Here is an 18104-nt window from a genome sequence, read left to right on the forward strand (position 1 = left end):
CCGGGGATGGTAGTGCTTGCTCTTGTCCTGCGCAGCATTCTTCCTGTTTGGATCAACGGCGGCCGGCGCCTTTTGCGGAACACCGGATTTTTCCTCAACGTGCGAGTGCGGCTTGACGGCCTTGGCGCCTTGCTCCATCTTCATTTCTGCGGCAGGCGGTGCTTTGTCGACGTCGGCGGCTTGGGCTCCCAAGGACAGCGCGGCGGTGGCCAACAGGATTGCTGAAAGCGTGGATTGCAATTTCATGATGGGGTCGTCTCAGAAAACGGAAAATAAAGCACGTTAAGCTGGTGGAAGAGGTCGTAACTGCCTGAACTTACCTACGCCGACCTTGACGCTACTGCGCCAGAGGTAATCGCCGGTCAGATTAATATGCTCCCATCCCAGCGGCGATAAGTATTGCAACAGGGTGTCGTCAGGCGCCTTGCCGTGGCCATGCAATGCACTGGTGGCACGCTCCAGATAAACAGTGTTCCACAACACGATGGCGGCAGTTACCAGGTTGAGCCCGCTGGCACGATAGCGTTGCTGCTCGAAGCTGCGGTCGCGGATTTCACCCAACCGGTAGAAGAACACGGCCCTGGCCAGCGCGTTGCGCGCTTCGCCCTTGTTCAGTCCGGCATTGACGCGGCGGCGCAGCTCCACGCTTTGCAGCCAATCCAGTATGAACAGCGTGCGCTCAATGCGCCCCAGCTCGCGCAGTGCAACGGCCAGTCCGTTCTGACGCGGATAGCTGCCGAGCTTGCGCAACATCAGCGAGGCCGTCACCGTACCCTGCTTGATCGAAGTGGCGAACCGCAAGATTTCATCCCAATGGGCGCGTATCTGCTTGATGTTCAGCCGGTCGCTGCTAATCATCGGCTTGAGCGCGTCATAGGCGGCATCGCCCTTTGGGATGAATAGCTTGGTGTCGCCCAGGTCTCGGATACGTGGCGCGAATCGGAAGCCCAGTAGGTGCATCAGGCCGAAGACATGATCGGTAAAGCCCGCTGTGTCGGTGTAGTGCTCCTCGATCCGCAAGTCCGACTCGTGGTACAGCAGGCCATCGAGCACATAGGTTGAATCACGCACGCCGACGTTGACCACCTTGGCGCTGAAGGGCGCGTATTGGTCGGAGATGTGAGTGTAGAAAGTTCGTCCTGGACTGCTTCCATACTTCGGGTTGATGTGTCCAGTGCTCTCGGCCTTGCTGCCGGTTCTGAAGTTCTGGCCGTCCGACGATGAGGTGGTGCCGTCGCCCCAGTTTGCGGCGAAGGGTTGCCGAAACTGCGCGTTCACCAACTCGGCAAGCGCCGTTGAGTACGTTTCATCCCGGATGTGCCAGGCTTGCAGCCACGACAGCTTGGCGTAAGTCGTGCCTGGGCAGGACTCGGCCATCTTGGTTAGCCCGAGATTGATGCCATCAGCCAGGATCGTCGTCAGCAGCAAGGTTTTGTCCTTGGCCGTGTCGCCGGTCTTCAGATGCGTGAAATGCCGGGTGAAGCCTGTCCACTCATCAACTTCCATCAGCAGTTCGGTAATCTTGACGTGTGGCAGCAGCATCGCCGACTGGTCGATTAGGGCTTGTGCGGTCTCCGGCACCGCCGCGTCCAGCGGCGTGATCTTCAGGCCGGACTCGGCAATGATGGCATCCGGCAGATCATTGGCCGCCGCCATGCGGTTGACGGTGGCAAGCTGCTGTTCCAGCAATGCCAGTCGGTCGTGCAAATACTGATCGCAATCGGTGGCCACTGCCAGCGGCAATTCGTTGGCCAGCTTCAAGGTGGTGAATTTCTCGCCCGGTACCAGGTACTCGTCGAAGTCCTTGAACTGCCGTGAACCCTGCACCCACACGTCACCCGAGCGCAGCGCGTTCTTCAGCTCCGACAGAGCGCACAGTTCGTAGTAGCGGCGGTCGACGCCTTCGTCCGTGAGCACTAATTTGGCCCACCGCGGTTTGATGAATGCGGTCGGCGCGTCGGCGGGCACCTTGCGGGCGTTGTCGCTGTTCATGCCGCGAAGCACCTCGATGGCATCGAGTACGCCCTTGGCGGCTGGTGCCGCCCGTAACTTAAGTACGTCCAGGAACTGCGGCGCGTAGCGGCGCAACGTGGCGTAGCTTTCACCGATGCGATGCAGAAAGTCGAAGCTCTCCGGCTGCGCGAGCTTTTGCGCCTCCGTGACGCTGGCGGCGAAGGTATCCCACGGCATTACGGCCTCGATGGCGGCGAACGGATCGCCGCCGCTCTGTTTGGCTTCCAGCAAGGCTTGGCCGATGCGGCCATACATCCGCACCTTGTCATTGATCGCCTTGCCGGAAGCCTGAAACTGCTGCTGATGCTTGTTCTTGGCGGCGTTGAAAAGTTTGCCAATGATGCGGTCGTGCAGGTCGATGATTTCGTCGGTGACGGTGGCCATGCCTTCAATGGCCAGCGAAACCAGAGTGGCATAGCGTCGTTGCATCTCGAACTTGGCCAGGTCGGCGGGCGTCATCTGCCCACCCTCACGGGCGATCTTGAGCAGGCGGTTCTGGTGAACTTGTCGCTCGATGCCTGCGGGAAGGTCAAGCGCCTGCCAAGCCTTGAGGCGCTCGATGTGTTCAAGCATATGCCGAGAGTTCGGCTTGACGGGCGACTGGCGCAGCCATGCCAGCCACGTCAATTTGCTGCCGTCCTTGCGCTTGAGAAGTTCGTCCAGGCGCTGACGGTGGAGCGATAACAAAGAATCGGTCAACGCCGCGTAAATACGCTGGTTGGCACGGGTGATGGCCTCGGCGCTCGCGCGCTCGATGGCATTCATGGCGGGCAGGATGATGCTCTGCCGCCGCAGGTTTTCGACAAGCGTGCTGGCCAGCACAATGCCTTTGTCGGTCTGCAAGGCCAGTTCGGTCAATGTGTGCACCGCTTGCCGGTAGTGGCTCATGGTAAAGGGCTTGAACCCGAACACCGTTTGCAGCTCGACCAGGTGCTCCCGCCGTGTCTGTTCACGCTGGCCGTACTCGTTCCAGCTTTCCACTGGCACCTTGAGTTGGGCGGCCACCATCCGCAACAAGGGCGGGAACGGAAGCTCATCGGCACCCAAAAAGATGCCAGGGAATCGCAAATAGCAAAGCTGCACAGCGAAGCCCAATCGATTTGCAGCGCCACGGCGCTGACGGATCACCGACAGGTCACTTTCGTTGAACGTGTAGTGCCGGATCAGTTCATCTTTTGCATCTGGCAGTGCCAGCAGGCTTTCGCGCTCGGTGGCGGACAGGATTGAGCGGCGCGGCATGGTCAGTCTTCCCGCAGGTACTGGTACAGGGTTTCGCGGCTGATGCCGAAGTCACGGGCCACCAAGGTTTTTTGATCGCCAGCCGCGACTCGCCGTTTCAACTCGGTAATTTGTTCGCTGTTTAGCGATTTCTTTCGTCCCCGGTAGGCACCGCGCTGTTTCGCCAGCACGATCCCCTCGCGCTGGCGTTCGCGGATCAGTGCGCGCTCGAACTCCGCAAAAGCCCCCATGACCGACAGCATCAAGTTGGCCATCGGTGAGTCCTCACCGGTGAACGTCAGCCCTTCTTTGACGAACTCCATGCGCACGCCCCGTTGTGTCAGCCCCTGAACGATGCGGCGCAGGTCATCGAGGTTGCGTGCCAGCCTGTCCATGCTATGCACCACCACGGTATCGCCCTCGCGGACGAAGGCCAGCAGCCTTTCAAGCTCGGGACGTTGCGTATCCTTGCCGGAAGCCTTGTCGGTGAATACCTTGCCGACGTCGATTTGCTCCAGTTGCCGATCAGGGTTCTGGTCGAAGCTGCTGACGCGGACATAGCCGATGCGTTGACCTTGCAAGATGCCTCCAAAGGTAAAAGTGTCAGGATGAAATCTATTACCCTTGGCGGTTTATGTCAATAAATACAAACTACGACTCTATTCTGACGGTGTTTGCACATAGCACCTGACATCAGGTTAGGGTATAGTCTAAATTGACATTCTAGCGAGGTCGAGGGGCTGGGAATCGGTCATGAACTTCCCCTGAAGGCCCGTACCACCCGCGTCACGGAAAGTACGAACAAGCCAGTCAACGCGATGGCTGCAACAATCCAGTGCTTCCCGATGAAAGCACCAGCGGTCGTTCCGGCCAGCACGACGGCGAGAATTGGCAGATGGCAGGGGCAGGTCAGCATAGCAAGCGCGCCCCACAGGTAGCCGGTGAGTGGCTTGCGTGTCTCAACGGGAATACGCTCAGGACGGTTCATGACGAAATCTCCGTATCGTGTGCCAGTTCGGTTAGCTGAAAGGTCAACTGCGCTTCCAAGTCTGCTAGCGCCTGACGTCGGCGCTCCACAAGCTGGAGCAGATTAGCAAGATGCACCACCGCTTCATCGTCGCCTGCGGCATCCAGTGCCCGGCATAGCCGTGTCAGCATGTCAAGGCCGATAGCCGCTTCAAAGCATCTGCATCGAACAAGCCGTAGCCGCCAGCGGTGCGCTCCACCGGCCGCAACAATCCACGCAGCATGTAGTCGCGCACCACATGCACACTCACACCGGCATCATGGGCCAGATGGGATACCGTATAGGCGTTCATCGAACATCTCCTTTTCTTCATCCCGCGCAGCACGAAAGTTGTTTTACGTCCTTAAAGAAGGACTGCGCAGCAAGTTTCAACCCCTCGACCATTGTCAGGTAGGGGAACAACTGATCGGCCAGTTCCTGCACGGTCATTTGCGCCCGAATGGCAAGAACAGCCGTCTGGATCAGTTCGCCCGCTTCCGGTGCCACCGCCTGCACGCCGATGAGTCGTCCGCTACCTTGCTCGATGACCAGCTTGATAAAGCCGCGTGTGTCGAAGTTGACGAGTGCACGCGGTACGTTATCCAGCGTGAGCAGGCGGCTGTCGGTCTCGATGCCCTTCAAATGCGCTTCCGCCTCGCTGATGCCCACGGTGGCGACCTGCGGGTCGGTGAACACCACCGCCGGCATTGCGGTCAGATTCAACTCCGCGTCCCCGCCAGTCATATTGATGGCCGCGCGGGTGCCGGCTGCCGCCGCTACATAAACGAATTGTGGCTGGTCAGTGCAGTCGCCTGCGGCATAAATGTGTTGCGTACTGGTGCGCATGCCCTTGTCGATGACGATGGCTCCCTGCGCATTGACGGCGACTCCCGCAGCTTCCAGCGCCAAGCTGCGCGTGTTCGGCGCTCGGCCGGTGGCAACCAGCAGCTTATCGGCACGCACTTCGCCGTGTCCCGTGGCGAGCACAAATTCTCCGTTTGCATAGGCCACATGGCTGGCCTGCGTGTGTTCCTGCACCTCAATCCCTTCGGCACGGAAAGCCGCCGTGATGGCCTCGCCAATGGCTGGGTCTTCACGGAAGAACAGCGTGCTACGCGCCAGGATCGTGACCTTGCTGCCCAGTCTAGCAAATGCCTGCGCAAGCTCCAGCGCGACCACCGACGAACCGATCACGCCCAAGCGTTCGGGAATGGTATCGCTGACCAGGGCCTCGGTGGAGGTCCAGTACGGCGTGTCTTTCAAACCAGTGATGGGCGCAACGGCCGGACTGGCACCAGTGGCAATCAGGCAGCGGTCGAATGCCACGACGCGCTCACCGCCGTCGTTCATGCGCACGATAAGACGCTGGCCGTCCTTGAAGAGGGCCTCGCCGTGCAGCACGGTGATGGCGGAATTGTCGTCCAGGATGCCCTCGTACTTAGTGTGGCGCAGCTCATCGACGCGGGCCTGCTGCTGGGCCAGCAGTTTGCTGCGGTCAATTGCAGGCTCAGTCGCTGAGATGCCCTCGTCAAATGGACTTTCACGGCGCAGATGGGCGATATGGGCGGCGCGGATCATGATCTTGGACGGGACGCAGCCGACATTGACGCAGGTGCCGCCGATGGTGCCGCGCTCGATCAGCGTGACCTGGGCGCCGAGTTCGGCCGCTTTCAGTGCTGCGGCCATTGCAGCGCCGCCGCTGCCGATGACGGCGATATGCAGTCCGTCTCCATCGCCGCCGGATTTGTCGCCGTCACTCAGCCATCCCGTCGCTTTATCAAGCAGGCCGCCGCGCATCGAAGCTGGCGGGGCATCGGCGAGCGTGGCCTTGTAGCCGAGTCCGGCCACGGCGGCAGTCAGCGCATCCGGCGACATGCCTGGTTCGGTGGCGAGCTGCGCTGTGCCCTTCGCGTAGGACACGACCGCCGACTGTACGCCCGGCACTGTCTCCAGGGCTTCCTTGACATGCGTAGCGCATGAATCGCAGGTCATTCCGGTGATCTTCAAGGTAGTCATACAGTTTTCCTTTTTCGTTTCGGTAACGGCGAATCCCATCATCCACGTTTAGCTGGTAGTGCGCAGCCGTCCGGGCCGCAGTAAGGCTGGCTGGCAGACGAATCCCAGAACCACACCCCGACCATCAAGGCCAATTGGCGCTGGCGAATATCCAATGACTGCTCTGATATCCAGTAAGGACCGAGCTGATTACCTGCCGCCCCCTCGACAAAAAGGGAGTAACCCAACCTGCCTACTGCGTTATTCAGTTTTACGCTTCCCAGGAAAATCCTTAAGGCAACAACGCCCGGATGGATTGCTCGTATCGCACGCGCAAAGCCCAAGCTTCGTTTGCGTCATGACAAAGTTCCTGATTCCTGGATCGCTCAGCGCATCTGTTTTCGTCACACCGAAGCAATAACAGACGAGAAAATCGTCGAAGGCTTCCTTCGCACCAACTTGGGTTCGCAGTTGCGACTTTAGGATGAGGGTGCCGTCGTCCCCGAAATAAACGACATCGCACTCGGGGTCGTCACAGAAGAAGTAACGGCCTGCCTTGCCGACCCACTTCCAGGCATCGCGGATGTGATGGGCGATCGTCCTGGCAGAGACTTCGGAACATTCCATCCCATGGACCGGGCACCGGTGCTTCTTGGGGTGCGGCGTTTCGCATTCGGTGGATGAACAGCAATCGGCCATGGCGCGTTACCTTGAGGTTTGGTGGATAAAGTAGGGCATCGAGTACCGAGTGCCGGTGCGTAGCGGCGGGCCGCCTTACTTCACGACCTGGGACGGATAACCGGCATCGGTCGTGGCTTGGATCAGTGCCTGTGCGTTCGTTCTGGCATCTTCGAAGGTGACGGTAGCTTCCCGCTTCTCGAAGCTCGCCTTGGTCTGAATGACGCCATCGACCTTGCTCAGTGCCTTTTTGACCGTAATCGGACAGGTGGCGCAGGTCATGCCAGGCACGGACAGCGTGACAGTTTGGGTGGCGGCCAACACGGGGGCAACGACGGCGACGAGAGCGAGGGAAGCAAACAGTTTTTTCATGGTGAACTCCTGATTAATAGAAAAATGGCATGACATAGGGAAAACCGACCGCGACCAAGACCAACACGGCCACGATCCAGAAAATGCGCTTGTAGGTGGTTTGCACCTGCGGGATCGCGCACACCTCGCCCGGCTTGCATGCCTGTACTGGCCGGAAAATGCGCCGCCAGGCGAAGAACATCGCTACCAATGCCGCGCCGATGAAGATCGGGCGGTACGGTTCCAGCACCGTCAGATTGCCGATCCAGGCCCCGCTGAACCCCAGGGCAACCAGAACCAACGGCCCCAGGCAGCAAGTGGAGGCAAGGATGGCGGCCAGCCCGCTGGCGAAGAGGGCACCACGCCCATTTTGTGGTTCAGACATGCACTTGTCCTTTCGAAATTGAAATGAATAGCGTAACCTTACTTCCGTAGTCATGTACGGAGTCAAGTGATATGCAAAATATTTTTGATAATCTGACCATTGGCACCTTCGCCAAGGCTGCCGGGGTCAATGTGGAGACCATCCGGTTCTATCAACGCAAGGGCTTATTGCCGGAGCCGGACAAGCCTTACGGCAGCATTCGCCGCTACGGCGAGGTGGATGTGACGCGGGTGCAGTTTGTGAAATCGGCGCAGCGGCTGGGCTTCAGCCTGGACGAAATTGCCGAGCTGTTGCGGCTCGACGATGGCACCCACTGCGAGGAAGCCAGCAGCCTGGCCGAACACAAGCTCAAGGACGTGCGCGAGAAGATGGCCGACCTGGCTCGCATGGAAACCGTGCTGTCTGAACTCGTGTGCGCCTGCCACTCGCAGCAGGGGAATGTTTCCTGCCCGCTGATTGCGTCGCTACAAGGCGTAGCAAGCCTAGCAAGGCCGGCTACGCCTTAGCGTGCTTTATTTTCCGTTTTCTGAGACGACCCCTGCCAATCTTCAGCGCGGGGCTCTGTCAACGTCAGACAGACATCGGCCAATTGCTGCCGGTCGAGGTAGCCATCCAATTTAAATAGCCAAGACGTACTCACTGAGCCAGTCGAATGGCCGGTATTCGGCGAGCAAGTTGACGACTACACTGCCTCGACTCGGCAAACTGCCGACCTTCGGTCTCACCGCATAGCCGTCATCTGAACGACCGGTGCACTTCGGAACCTGCCGGAGGAGCAATTCAACCTACTCGGCCATAACGGACGCTGAGAATGTTGCGGCCGGGTGACTACTTCCGGCAAAGTGCAGACAGATATGGCACACCTTTTTTCGGATGGAACTGTCTGTTTGTGATGGGCTTGAATCCTAATCCGCCCGTCGGCAAGCACGTCCATTCTATTCGCCAATGTCGCTTATAATGACGGATCGATAGTCGTTGGATGCCTACGCATTGCTAACGAAGAGTCTGTGACTCGATCCATGGCATTGCCCCTTCGGAAGTCGCCCGTACCGTACAAGTCTATGATCTAGGCACTTGAGATGCTCCGGCACAGAGCGTCTGCTCGCCGATGAGCAACGCACTTACCAGAAGAGGAAGACAAAAGTGTCCCTGCTGCAAGAAATTCAGAGCGAATCAAATGGCGCGCAGTTCCGACGCGCAGACATGCATATTCATTCGTTCGGCGAAGGCGGCTCATACGATGTGACGGATGGAGCGATGACTCCTGAAAACATCGTCGATACGGCGGTAGCGGAGCGGCTCGACCTAATCGCTATAACGGATCACAACCAGATTGCCAATGTTCGTCCGGCTCTGAAATACGCAGACGGCAAGGGTTTGCTCGTCATTCCAGGTGTGGAATTGTCAACCCAGCAGGGGCATCTGCTTGTTTACTTTGAGACCGATGACCAGCTGCAGCGCTTCTTCGGAAAGCTGACCATCTCGGAAGACCGGAAGGCCTGCCACAACACGATTCCCCAGTGCCTCCACTTCGCCGAAGAGTTCAATGGCTTTGGCATCTGCGCGCATATTGAGCTGGACAGTGGCCTTGAGAAGGCACACCCCAAATTCGACGCCTTCAAACAGGACGTGTTCAACTGCTCGAACCTCCTGGGCCTAGAGGTCGCCAATGCCTCAAACAGTGCATGGTTCTCTCACGAGGACGCGGATGCAAATCGGCGGAACTGCGTTATAGCCCGATGCAAGGCGCTCGGTCTTGAAGACGGGGTTGACCTGGCAAAGGTGATGTCCTCTGACGCCCACACCCTGAACGCGCTGGGTCGTAACGCCAGCGGCAACAGAAAGCTGACCCGGCTCAAGATGGAGGCTCTGACGTTCGCATCGCTGCGCATCGCACTCACGGATGCGGCCGCGCGTGTGCGCCTGGAAGACCTTATACCTGCGTCCATACCTAAGTTCGTAGGAATGAAGCTGGAGGGCGGCTTTCTCAAGGATCAGATCGTGCACTTCAGTCCGAACCTGACCTGCATCATCGGTGGTCGCGGCGCAGGAAAGTCAACTCTCCTGGAGTCACTTCGCGCCGCATCCGGCAACGCGGCGGAAAGCACAATCATCGACTCCGAAGTCTGGCCGGACACAATCTCTCTTGTCTACGAAGACGAGGTGGGGCAACGCCATACGTTGACCCGCAGCAAGCTCTGCGAGGTCGTGAACGGTGATGCCGAAGGACCAACGGCTGTCGCTATTGAAAGCTACGGGCAAGGAGAAACGGCTGACACGATTCAGCATTGCGATGATGACCCGTCGATCCTCCTGCGGTTCCTGGATGGCTTCATCGACTTCGGCGAACTGCGGAAGCAAGAGGAGGTTCTGCGCGACGCGATTCTCGCCAATCAGGAAGTGATCGAGGCACTACAGCTCAACATTAACCAGATCGCGCCTACGGAGAAGGCGAAGGGCATCGCCGATACCCAAGTCGAAGTTCTGAAGAAGCAGAACGCGAGCCAAGTCGTCGAACTGGAGGAGAAGCTGGCTAAAGAGCGGCGCTTCCGTGACGGCCTGAAGCGCAACCTGGGTGAGCTCCTCGCGTCAATCACTAACAGCTTGACCGGCATCGAACTGCGCAAATTGACAACCGACGTGGATGGCAATGGTCTCGCCGTTGGGAAAGCGGAGTTTGAGGTTGTCAAGGCGCTCGTCGACGGCCTCGCGACAGAGATCGAAACCCTCTCCGACCAACTCAAGCAGAAGGTCGTCGATGCGAACGGCAAGATTGCGGCGCAGCTTCAGGTCTGGACCGAGCGCGAGAAGGAGACGCAGGAAAAGATTGAAGAAATCCGCCGGGACCTGGAGAAGCAAAACATCAAGCTGGATATGGCTTATATCCGCAAGGTCACGAAGGATGCCGCGGATCTACAGGCGCGACTGACCGAGCTGAAGAAAAGTCAGCCCAAACAGCAGGAGGCTTTCAAGGAGCGCCGCCGCCTGCTTCACGAGCGGGGTGAGCTTCGCTCGAAGATATTCAACGCTCGTCAGGCGTTTGCGACGACGATGAACAACAATCTCGCCGCAGCCGTAGTTGACTACAGGGTGAAGATCCAGTTCTATGAAGGCCTGCTCTCCCCAGACATGGAAGAGTTGATCAAAACCACCATGAACTGGCGGACCTCACAGGTTCCGCGTGCTGCGCTCATTGCCACCACGCTTTCGCCGGCTCGACTCCTGGTCGCCGTGGTTGCGAAGGATGCTTCGGCACTCGAACAGCTCAGCGACGCCGAGGGCAACTGCGTATTTTCCAAGCCTGATGCGGCCGACATCATCGAAAAGCTCGGCGAGTGGCAAGCGAAGTGCGCGCTGGAGCGAATCGCCTTTGAAGACAGGCCTGAGATCAAGGTGACGCGGATAATCGACAAGCCCGATGGCACCAGCGCCTATCAGGTCCGCGATTTCGCTAGGCTCTCGCTCGGCCAACAGCAGGCCATCCTTCTGACGGTGCTGCTATTCTCCAAGAGTCGCGTGCCGCTGATTATCGATCAACCAGAGGACAACCTTGACGGCGAGTTCATCTACAAGACGGTCGTGCGTTCATTGCGCAGCATCAAGGAACACCGACAGGTCATCATCGTCACTCACAATCCCAACATCGCTGTCCTAGGAGACGCGGAGCTGATCATTCCGTTGCGCGGCGCCAGCGAAGTGTCCGTAGTCAGGGATCGCGGGTCGATCGACACAGCCGAGACCAAAGACATTGTCTGTACGATTCTTGAAGGCAGTCAGAAGGCTTTCAAGCGTCGGCAGGAGGTCTACGGATACTGATCAGCTCCCTTGGCGGTTTCGAACTCTAGAAAGACAGCCATGCAATTTCCGAAGGCAGGGGCAAACTATGCCCAGGAACGCCAAGGCATCGCGGCGATCCAGAGCTATGCCGCTCATCGCCGACAAATCTGGCGTGAGACGGGAACGGGCGACGTGGGTGTCGACGGTCACCTTGAGTTCGTGACCCCGGACGGATTCGCTACAAGCCGGATTGTGGCTGTGCAGGTCAAGTCGGGGCTGTCGTACTTCGACTGCGATCTGCTCGTGGGTGGAGGTTCTATCCCGAGGACAAGCATCGGAACTACTGGGAGTTCTTTCCGCTGCCCGTCCTGCTTGTGTTGCACAACCCCGATTCCGGCATCGCATACTGGGCCGACGTTCGGCAGGCACTGCGCAATCCCGGCGCCGAAAAGGCCTTCGTCGAGGTGCCAGAAGACAACCGATTGAACGGGACGGACGCGATAGCGCTCTTTGAGACCGCGGGCGTGCAGGACCAGCCATTTATCGAAGACCTCGATGGTGTGCTTGCTAGGCTTCTTGCCGCGCAATCGACGAACGCAAGTTTCCCGCTCAGTCACTTTGATCTGTTCGCGCATGGCCTTACCAACATCTGCCGCAGCATCTACTACGGCATGGACCTAGTCAGCAATCGCCGGACTCAACGCCAATCTACTGCATCGTTGGTTTGTAAGGCGAGTGCTGAATTGGCATCTAAAAGTTGCGCATGTGAACCAAACCGGGAACGATAATATTTTCTTTTTGTTTCCCAAGTTGTGCACGTTTATTCACAATATAAGTTCAATCGTGTTGATATACTGAATACTATTGCTACTCTATGTCGTTATAGCGCAAAGAGATTTTCTATGGACCTGAAAGACATCTTGGCAACCGCGCACCACTATGTGGAAGCCAACGAGCACCGGCGCATCACGCAGGCTGAAATGGCCGAACGTATGGGGGTTTCCCCGCGGGCGTATGCCGAATATCTCCGGGGGCGAGAACCGGCTGGCATGAAGGCCCTGGTGGCCTTGCTGGGGATGTTAACGGAAGAACAGGCGGCCGGAGTGCTCCGGGAGACAACCGGGAAAGAAATCAAAAAATGAACTTTAAGAAAAACGAATCTGCAACCAAGTTGCGTGGAGGTTATTACACCCCGGAGGCGGTATCAAGATTTCTGGCCAAATGGGTTCTCCAGAAGAAACCTAAAACCATTCTGGAGCCAAGTTGCGGGGATGGCTCTTTCATCCGGGCTCTAAAGGGCCAACATCGCCATGCGATTCACTTCACGGGCGTGGAACTTCACGAAGAAGAAGCCGATAAAGCAGCAAGCTTCGCGGCGGAGAATAAACATCTGCGCGCCACGGTTAAAAATGAGGACTTTCTTGCGATGGCGCTGGAGGAGATGGAGGTGGGAATCAAGTACGAAGCCATCTTGGGAAACCCACCGTATATACGCTACCAATACCTTGAACCTGCCGACCAACTTCTTTCAGAAAAGATATTTGCCCGGCACAGCCTCCCCTTCACCAAACACACCAATGCCTGGGTTCCCTTTGTCATAGCGAGTATCGACCTGCTGATGCCGGGCGGGCGTCTAGCCATGGTTATTCCTTCGGAACTCTTGCATGTGCTGCATGCGGCCTCCTTGAGAAAACACTTGCTGAAAGAGTGCAATCGCATTTTTATGATGGACCCGAACGAGTTGCTGTTTGATGAAGCGCTCCAAGGCACCGTATTGCTCATGGTTGAAAAGAAAAAAAAATCAACCGACGTGTCGAAGGGCGTGGCAGTAACCTCGGTGGCCGAGAAAGCCTTTTTAGAGCAAGACCCCAGCGACTTCTTCGATGCGGCCAACTATGTTTCCGGGGATGTACTCAACGGCAAATGGATGAAAGTGCTCTTGGAACCGGAGGAGCTTCGGGTTTTTGAGAAAGTTAAAGCCCTTCCGACGATTCGACGATTCGCCGACGTGGCGGATGTGGATGTTGGCATCGTCACTGGTGCCAACAAGTTCTTTTTAGTTGATGCAGCCACAGTTCGCCAGTATGGGTTAAAAAAGTATGCCCACCCTATGTTTGGTCGGAGTGAGCACTGTCCGGGTATCGTCTACAACAAAGAAACCCATAAATCAAATGTGGCACAAGGGTTACCATCGAGTTTTATTCTCTTCAACAATACTCCAGTAGATAAGCTCCCGCAGTCCATTCAAACTTACATTGCGATGGGGGAAGCTCAAGGGCTCCATACGCGGTATAAATGCCGGATAAGAAAGCCTTGGTATGTGGTGCCCTCCATTTATGCCACCCCGATGGGTATGCTCAAGCGGTCCCATCACTTTCCGCGCCTGATTTTTAATTCCGCTGGAGCTTACACCACCGACACCTCCTATCGAATCAAAACCATTACCGATGGGGTAACCGCCGAGCAGCTGGTGTATGGATTCGTGAATAGTCTGACCGCATTAACGGCCGAACTGGAAGGGCGACATTATGGAGGCGGGGTGCTTGAGCTGGTCCCATCGGAAATTGAGAAACTGCTTATTCCGATTCCACAACTGGACCACTTCGACCTCGACGACCTGGATAAACGGGTGCGCAGTTCCGACAATCCCGAAGCGCTGCTTCGTCAACAAGACCGAGTGGTGTTGGCAGCGGCCGGACTAACCAAAGACGACATTGAGACCCTGCACAAAGCATGGTGTCGCATTCGGACGCGGCGTCACCGTCTCCTGGTGCAAAATGACAAGCAGGGTGAGGTAAGCGATGAGTAACGCAAAGTCCATTTTGGCCGCACTGGTCAAACGCTTCAAAACGGAAGAATCCCGCTTCTGTGCCTCCAGCAGCCGGTATTCGGAAACCGAGGCCCGGACGGAGTTCATCGACCCCCTGTTTTCATGCCTCGGGTGGGACATGAACAATGTGGAGGGCACTTCAAACTCCATCAAGGATGTGGTGCGTGAGGAGTCGCAGCCCACGGAGACATCGGCCAAGCGTCCGGATTATACGTTCCGGATTGCGGCCCAACGTAAGTTCTTCGTTGAAGCGAAAAAGCCGGCGGTTGACATTCGTACCAACAAAGAAAGTGCTTTTCAGGTGCGAAGCTACGGTTGGACTGCCGGATTGCCTGTCTCCGTGCTAACTAACTTCCGAGCGCTCCGTGTTTACGACACCCGCAACGCCCCATCCAACACAGACGATGCCAATGTTGGATTATTGCTCGACCTCAACTATTCCGACCTGGGGGCGCGTTTTGATGAGTTGGTAGAGCTATTCGGGCGGGAGGCGGTCGGGAGCGGCAGCATCGAGGCAAAATACGGTGCGTGCGGCGGAGCGGGACTCCCCATCAATCTGGTATTCCTGGAACGATTTAACGAATGGCGGCTCAAGATTGCCCAGGACCTGCATGGTCGTTATTCGACGATTGGAATCAACGATCTCAACGACATTGCCCAAAAGGTCATCAATCGTTTCGTGTTTATCCGCATGTGCGAAGACCGGGGGATTGAAGGGGAAGAACGACTCAAGAAAGTTGTCAGTAAAAAGAATCTCGTCGAGCTTCGCAAACTGTTTAAGGAACTGGACCAGCGCTACAACACCGGTCTTTTCGATGTCACGCGGGACCCGCTGCAAACCACGTTCCATATAGATGCCCAAGTGCTGGAAGACTTGGTGGATGAACTTTACTTCCCCCAAGCCCCCTACAGTTTCAGCGTGCTTAACGCCGATTTCCTTGGCCAGGTGTATGAATTGTTCCTGACCAAACGCATGGCCATTGACACCGCGGATGCCATGATTCTTGAAGACAAACCGGCTTACGAAGGCCGCGAGGTGGTGACCACCCCGCAGCCCCTAGTGGACGAAATTGTGCGCAGAACCATACATGGGCGCATTTCCAATCTCCAAGCCAGCGGCCCCCTTGCTTTGGAAAATCTCATGGAAACCAAGATTCTCGACATGGCAGTGGGGTCGGGGCGGTTCCTGTTGCGTTGCCTGGACGAATTGGTGGATATCGCCATTGATATTGGCCGGGCGACCGGAGATACCTCCTCCATCTACAAAAGGGCCGAAAACGATTACCGGCTCTCGTTCGACGCGAAGCATGCCTTGCTTCGTAGCTGCCTTTTTGGTATCGACATTGATTACAACGCGGTGGAAGTCGCCCGTTTCAGTTTGCTCATCAAACTTCTTGAAGATGAAACACGAGAAACCCTTCCATCGGGAATGAAAATACTCCCCAACTTGGATGACAACATTATTTGGGGAAACTCCATTGTCGAAACCGATTTCACGAGCGCCAGTCCGGCGGTCCTGGAGGCGGTTCGGCCCTTGGATTGGTTGGGCAAAGGTCTCAACGAGGATTACGACGCAGTTGTTGGCAATCCCCCTTATGTCAAAACCGAGGACATGAAGCTGGCAACGCCGGAGGAGTCGGCATATTACAAAGCCAAGTACAAAACCTCCTATAAGCAGTTTGACAAATATTTCGTCTTTATTGAGAAGGCAACAACCAAACTCAAGGACGGCGCCTGGCTTGGGATGGTGGTCCCCAATAAATGGATGACCATTGAGTCTGGAAAGAAGCTTCGTGGGTTAATTTCTGAGGGCACATTACTTGCGGAAGTGGTGGATTTCGGGAATGAACTGTTGTTTGAGGGGAAATCCACGTACGTGTGTTTGCTCGTTTTGTCTAAAGAACAAAAGCACGGCTTCTATTATCGGCATGTTGATGATTACACCGATTGGCTAAAAACCCCTTCCGACAAAGGCGTGCTTTTACCGTACAGCTTCATCAACCAACCCTCGGGGGCGTCATGGGTACTGCCTGCGACAAACGCCGAGGCCAGTGTGCTCCTCACCTTAAAAACAAACTTTTGTCGTCTTGGGGACGTGGCGGATGTCTTGAATGGCATCCAAACCAGTGCCGATAGCGTCTATGCCATCCAGCAATGGACCGAGTCGCATGGTCAGGTTCATTTCATACGAGATGAGCGGCCGTGGCGCATCGAAAAGAGAATAACCAAGCCGTACCTCATGGATTCCACCACCCGGGTAAAATCCTATTGCACCATACAATCTGATGCCTTGGTCCTTTTTCCGTATACCTACGGCGACCAAGGTGAAGCCATTCTCATTCCTCCGGCCACACTCCAACAAGACTATCCGCTGGCTTGGGCCTATTTGAACCATTATCAAACGCGGCTTGAAAGGAGGGATGTATCTCCCGCTCCCCTGCCGGGGGAGTTTTACCGGTATGGCCGGCACCAGGCGCTGGCTAGTGCATTCAAGGGTCCAAAAATCATTTACTCGGTCAATCAGCTTGGCGACAAGTACGGATTTGACCCCAGCGGGGTGGGATTTGCCTCCGGTGGGACGGCGGGGGAGGTTTCGATTACCAATCCACGGAATGGCTACACATTGGAGTTTTTGTTAGCGCTGTTGCACCAGCGTGCCGTAGAATATTTTTTGAGAAAGCGCGGAAGTCCCTTCCGCGGCGGATATTACAGCCGCGGTTCTGCCGTTGTCTCAGATTGCCCGGTACCGATTCTTGATGCTACCAATCCGCAACACATACAAATCGTGAGCACCGTGACTAGCCTCGTACGACAAATCATCGCCGCACAGAATGCCCTTCCCAGCGCCGCAGGACGTTCACGGGAAATGCTGGAACAACGCAAGCAGAAACTGGACCGCCAAGTGAAGGCACAGTTCGATTTAATATGGGTGTTTGGTGGTCAAGATGCGGTGCTAACGTTGCCTGGGGAATAAACGAAGCGAGAGAGTACCCGATGAGCGCGTACCAATGGCCGTGTGAACCAGTGAGCTGACGCTCCAAATCGTGGGCACGGCATATCGCTGCGGAATGCCGCGCCAGGCAAGGCAGTGAAACGGAATCCGGCATCCCCACCAACCTTAGCGTGCTCTATTTTCCGTTTTCTGAGGCGTCCCCATGATGGTTCTCCAGAAAAGTGGTGAGAAATGTCGGATCGCAGATGAATACCTGACACTTCGAAGTCTGCGCTTTCGCAACTGTCACCGGGATGACTTATTGATTACATTTATGTCAGGAAACTCCGGTGCAATCTGATGTTGAGGTGTATTCCGTAAGGGCTCAGCTTTCTTCGAAATACGGCTTACAGTCCAAATCTGATATGAGGATATGGTGAATCCACCATTCGGACAGGAAACGGAACACCCCGGTCTTGTCCAGTTCGCCTTGCACTGCGGAGAATTGGAAATCGATTAGCGCGATTTGGAATTGTTCATGCTCTTCGGCGTGCTCGGCCAGCATCGGGTAATGTCGTGCAAGCAGCAATTCTTCTTCCTTCGCAAAATGCTCTCTGGCACAGATAGCCATTTCGTGGAGGAGATCATGTAATTTTTCACAACCTTCGGGACCGGCGCTCTCCAAGCATTTCTCCGACTCCGCACACAGTAGCAACATCTTTTTATGCTGCTGGTCGATGATGGCGTTCCCGACGCTGTAGCAGTCGCGCCATTCGTATTGGGTGGTTATGACAGGCAACCGTGAGGACATCAGCAGATCTCTGTTTTATTGTTGCCCGCGCAGACGCAGCGCATTGCCGACCACGCTGACCGACGACAGACTCATCGCCGCGGCCGCAATCACCGGCGACAGCACCAG

General features: G+C 56.4%; 16 protein-coding genes and 1 pseudogene. 7 read left to right on the top strand and 10 right to left on the bottom strand.

Annotated features, from left to right (window positions below; all coding sequences use genetic code 11):
- The 9 genes from WBK19_RS17390 to merT all read right to left on the bottom strand — a co-directional run.
- The coding region (locus WBK19_RS17390; protein WP_511291989.1) for a hypothetical protein at positions 1-246 on the bottom strand (246 nt) is incomplete at its 3' end.
- Positions 247-282: 36 nt separating this feature from the next.
- The gene (locus WBK19_RS17395) at positions 283-3252 is read right to left on the bottom strand and encodes a Tn3 family transposase (protein ID WP_511291991.1); all 2970 of its coding nucleotides are present in this window, start codon (positions 3250-3252) and stop codon (positions 283-285) included.
- A gap of 2 nt (positions 3253-3254) precedes the next feature.
- The gene (locus tag WBK19_RS17400; protein ID WP_511291993.1) at positions 3255-3812 is read right to left on the bottom strand and encodes a recombinase family protein; all 558 of its coding nucleotides are present in this window, start codon (positions 3810-3812) and stop codon (positions 3255-3257) included.
- A gap of 170 nt (positions 3813-3982) precedes the next feature.
- Positions 3983-4219 carry a broad-spectrum mercury transporter MerE gene (merE, locus tag WBK19_RS17405; protein WP_511291995.1) on the bottom strand — a complete coding sequence of 79 codons (237 nt, stop codon included), beginning with the start codon at positions 4217-4219 and terminating at the stop codon, positions 3983-3985.
- Positions 4220-4382: 163 nt separating this feature from the next.
- Positions 4383-4550 (bottom strand): MerR family transcriptional regulator, encoded by a 168-nt coding sequence (locus tag WBK19_RS17410; protein ID WP_511291997.1) that lies wholly within the window; start codon positions 4548-4550, stop codon positions 4383-4385.
- A 17-nt stretch (positions 4551-4567) separates the two neighbouring features.
- Positions 4568-6253 (bottom strand): mercury(II) reductase, encoded by a 1686-nt coding sequence (merA, locus tag WBK19_RS17415; protein ID WP_511291999.1) that lies wholly within the window; start codon positions 6251-6253, stop codon positions 4568-4570.
- A gap of 240 nt (positions 6254-6493) precedes the next feature.
- On the bottom strand, positions 6494-6931 hold the full coding sequence (locus WBK19_RS17420; protein ID WP_511292001.1) for a putative iron-sulfur cluster-binding metallochaperone: 438 nt from the start codon (positions 6929-6931) through the stop codon (positions 6494-6496).
- 75 nt (positions 6932-7006) lie between these two features.
- Positions 7007-7282: a mercury resistance system periplasmic binding protein MerP gene (gene merP / locus WBK19_RS17425; protein WP_511292003.1), complete on the bottom strand. Its 276-nt coding sequence runs from the start codon at positions 7280-7282 to the stop codon at positions 7007-7009.
- Between the two features lie 13 nt (positions 7283-7295).
- On the bottom strand, positions 7296-7646 hold the full coding sequence (merT, locus tag WBK19_RS17430; protein ID WP_511292005.1) for a mercuric ion transporter MerT: 351 nt from the start codon (positions 7644-7646) through the stop codon (positions 7296-7298).
- A gap of 71 nt (positions 7647-7717) precedes the next feature.
- On the opposite strand from merT, the gene merR reads away from it, so the two are divergent.
- The 7 genes and pseudogenes from merR (at position 7718) to WBK19_RS17465 (ending at position 17227) form a co-directional block, all read left to right on the top strand.
- On the top strand, positions 7718-8152 hold the full coding sequence (merR, locus tag WBK19_RS17435) for a mercury resistance transcriptional regulator MerR (protein WP_511292007.1): 435 nt from the start codon (positions 7718-7720) through the stop codon (positions 8150-8152).
- Positions 8153-8789: 637 nt separating this feature from the next.
- Positions 8790-11462 carry a TrlF family AAA-like ATPase gene (locus WBK19_RS17440; RefSeq protein WP_511292009.1) on the top strand — a complete coding sequence of 891 codons (2673 nt, stop codon included), beginning with the start codon at positions 8790-8792 and terminating at the stop codon, positions 11460-11462.
- A gap of 39 nt (positions 11463-11501) precedes the next feature.
- Positions 11502-11648: pseudogene (locus WBK19_RS17445) on the top strand (DUF4365 domain-containing protein); the annotation flags it as partial.
- A gap of 134 nt (positions 11649-11782) precedes the next feature.
- Positions 11783-12211: a DUF4365 domain-containing protein gene (locus WBK19_RS17450; protein WP_511292019.1), complete on the top strand. Its 429-nt coding sequence runs from the start codon at positions 11783-11785 to the stop codon at positions 12209-12211.
- Positions 12212-12325: 114 nt separating this feature from the next.
- The gene (locus WBK19_RS17455) at positions 12326-12565 is read left to right on the top strand and encodes a helix-turn-helix domain-containing protein (RefSeq protein ID WP_511292011.1); all 240 of its coding nucleotides are present in this window, start codon (positions 12326-12328) and stop codon (positions 12563-12565) included.
- Entirely contained in the window at positions 12562-14232 is a 1671-nt protein-coding gene (locus WBK19_RS17460; protein WP_511292013.1) for an N-6 DNA methylase, read from the top strand. The genes WBK19_RS17455 and WBK19_RS17460 overlap by 4 nt, the downstream gene beginning before the upstream one ends.
- Complete coding sequence (locus WBK19_RS17465; RefSeq protein WP_511292015.1) at positions 14225-17227, top strand: Eco57I restriction-modification methylase domain-containing protein; 3003 nt, start codon at positions 14225-14227, stop codon at positions 17225-17227. The genes WBK19_RS17460 and WBK19_RS17465 overlap by 8 nt, the downstream gene beginning before the upstream one ends.
- Positions 17228-17570: 343 nt before the next feature.
- Here WBK19_RS17465 and WBK19_RS17470 read toward each other — a convergent pair whose 3' ends face one another.
- Positions 17571-17996, bottom strand: a complete 426-nt coding sequence (locus WBK19_RS17470) for a bacteriohemerythrin (RefSeq protein WP_511292017.1) — start codon at positions 17994-17996, stop codon at positions 17571-17573.
- Between the last annotated feature and the right edge of the window lie 108 nt (positions 17997-18104).

Source organism: Azonexus sp., from assembly GCF_049652925.1.
Lineage (GTDB): Bacteria > Pseudomonadota > Gammaproteobacteria > Burkholderiales > Rhodocyclaceae > Azonexus.

What these genes read in the sequence shown, in the direction of transcription:
- WBK19_RS17395 (WP_511291991.1), bottom strand. Translation starts at nt 3,252, where the DNA reads ATGCCGCGCCGCTCAATCCTGTCCGCCACCGAGCGCGAAAGCCTGCTG.
- merE (WP_511291995.1), bottom strand. Translation starts at nt 4,219, where the DNA reads ATGAACCGTCCTGAGCGTATTCCCGTTGAGACACGCAAGCCACTCACC.
- WBK19_RS17410 (WP_511291997.1), bottom strand. Translation starts at nt 4,550, where the DNA reads ATGAACGCCTATACGGTATCCCATCTGGCCCATGATGCCGGTGTGAGT.
- merA (WP_511291999.1), bottom strand. Translation starts at nt 6,253, where the DNA reads ATGACTACCTTGAAGATCACCGGAATGACCTGCGATTCATGCGCTACG.
- WBK19_RS17420 (WP_511292001.1), bottom strand. Translation starts at nt 6,931, where the DNA reads ATGGCCGATTGCTGTTCATCCACCGAATGCGAAACGCCGCACCCCAAG.
- merP (WP_511292003.1), bottom strand. Translation starts at nt 7,282, where the DNA reads ATGAAAAAACTGTTTGCTTCCCTCGCTCTCGTCGCCGTCGTTGCCCCC.
- merT (WP_511292005.1), bottom strand. Translation starts at nt 7,646, where the DNA reads ATGTCTGAACCACAAAATGGGCGTGGTGCCCTCTTCGCCAGCGGGCTG.
- merR (WP_511292007.1), top strand. Translation starts at nt 7,718, where the DNA reads ATGCAAAATATTTTTGATAATCTGACCATTGGCACCTTCGCCAAGGCT.
- WBK19_RS17455 (WP_511292011.1), top strand. Translation starts at nt 12,326, where the DNA reads ATGGACCTGAAAGACATCTTGGCAACCGCGCACCACTATGTGGAAGCC.
- WBK19_RS17460 (WP_511292013.1), top strand. Translation starts at nt 12,562, where the DNA reads ATGAACTTTAAGAAAAACGAATCTGCAACCAAGTTGCGTGGAGGTTAT.
- WBK19_RS17465 (WP_511292015.1), top strand. Translation starts at nt 14,225, where the DNA reads ATGAGTAACGCAAAGTCCATTTTGGCCGCACTGGTCAAACGCTTCAAA.
- WBK19_RS17470 (WP_511292017.1), bottom strand. Translation starts at nt 17,996, where the DNA reads ATGTCCTCACGGTTGCCTGTCATAACCACCCAATACGAATGGCGCGAC.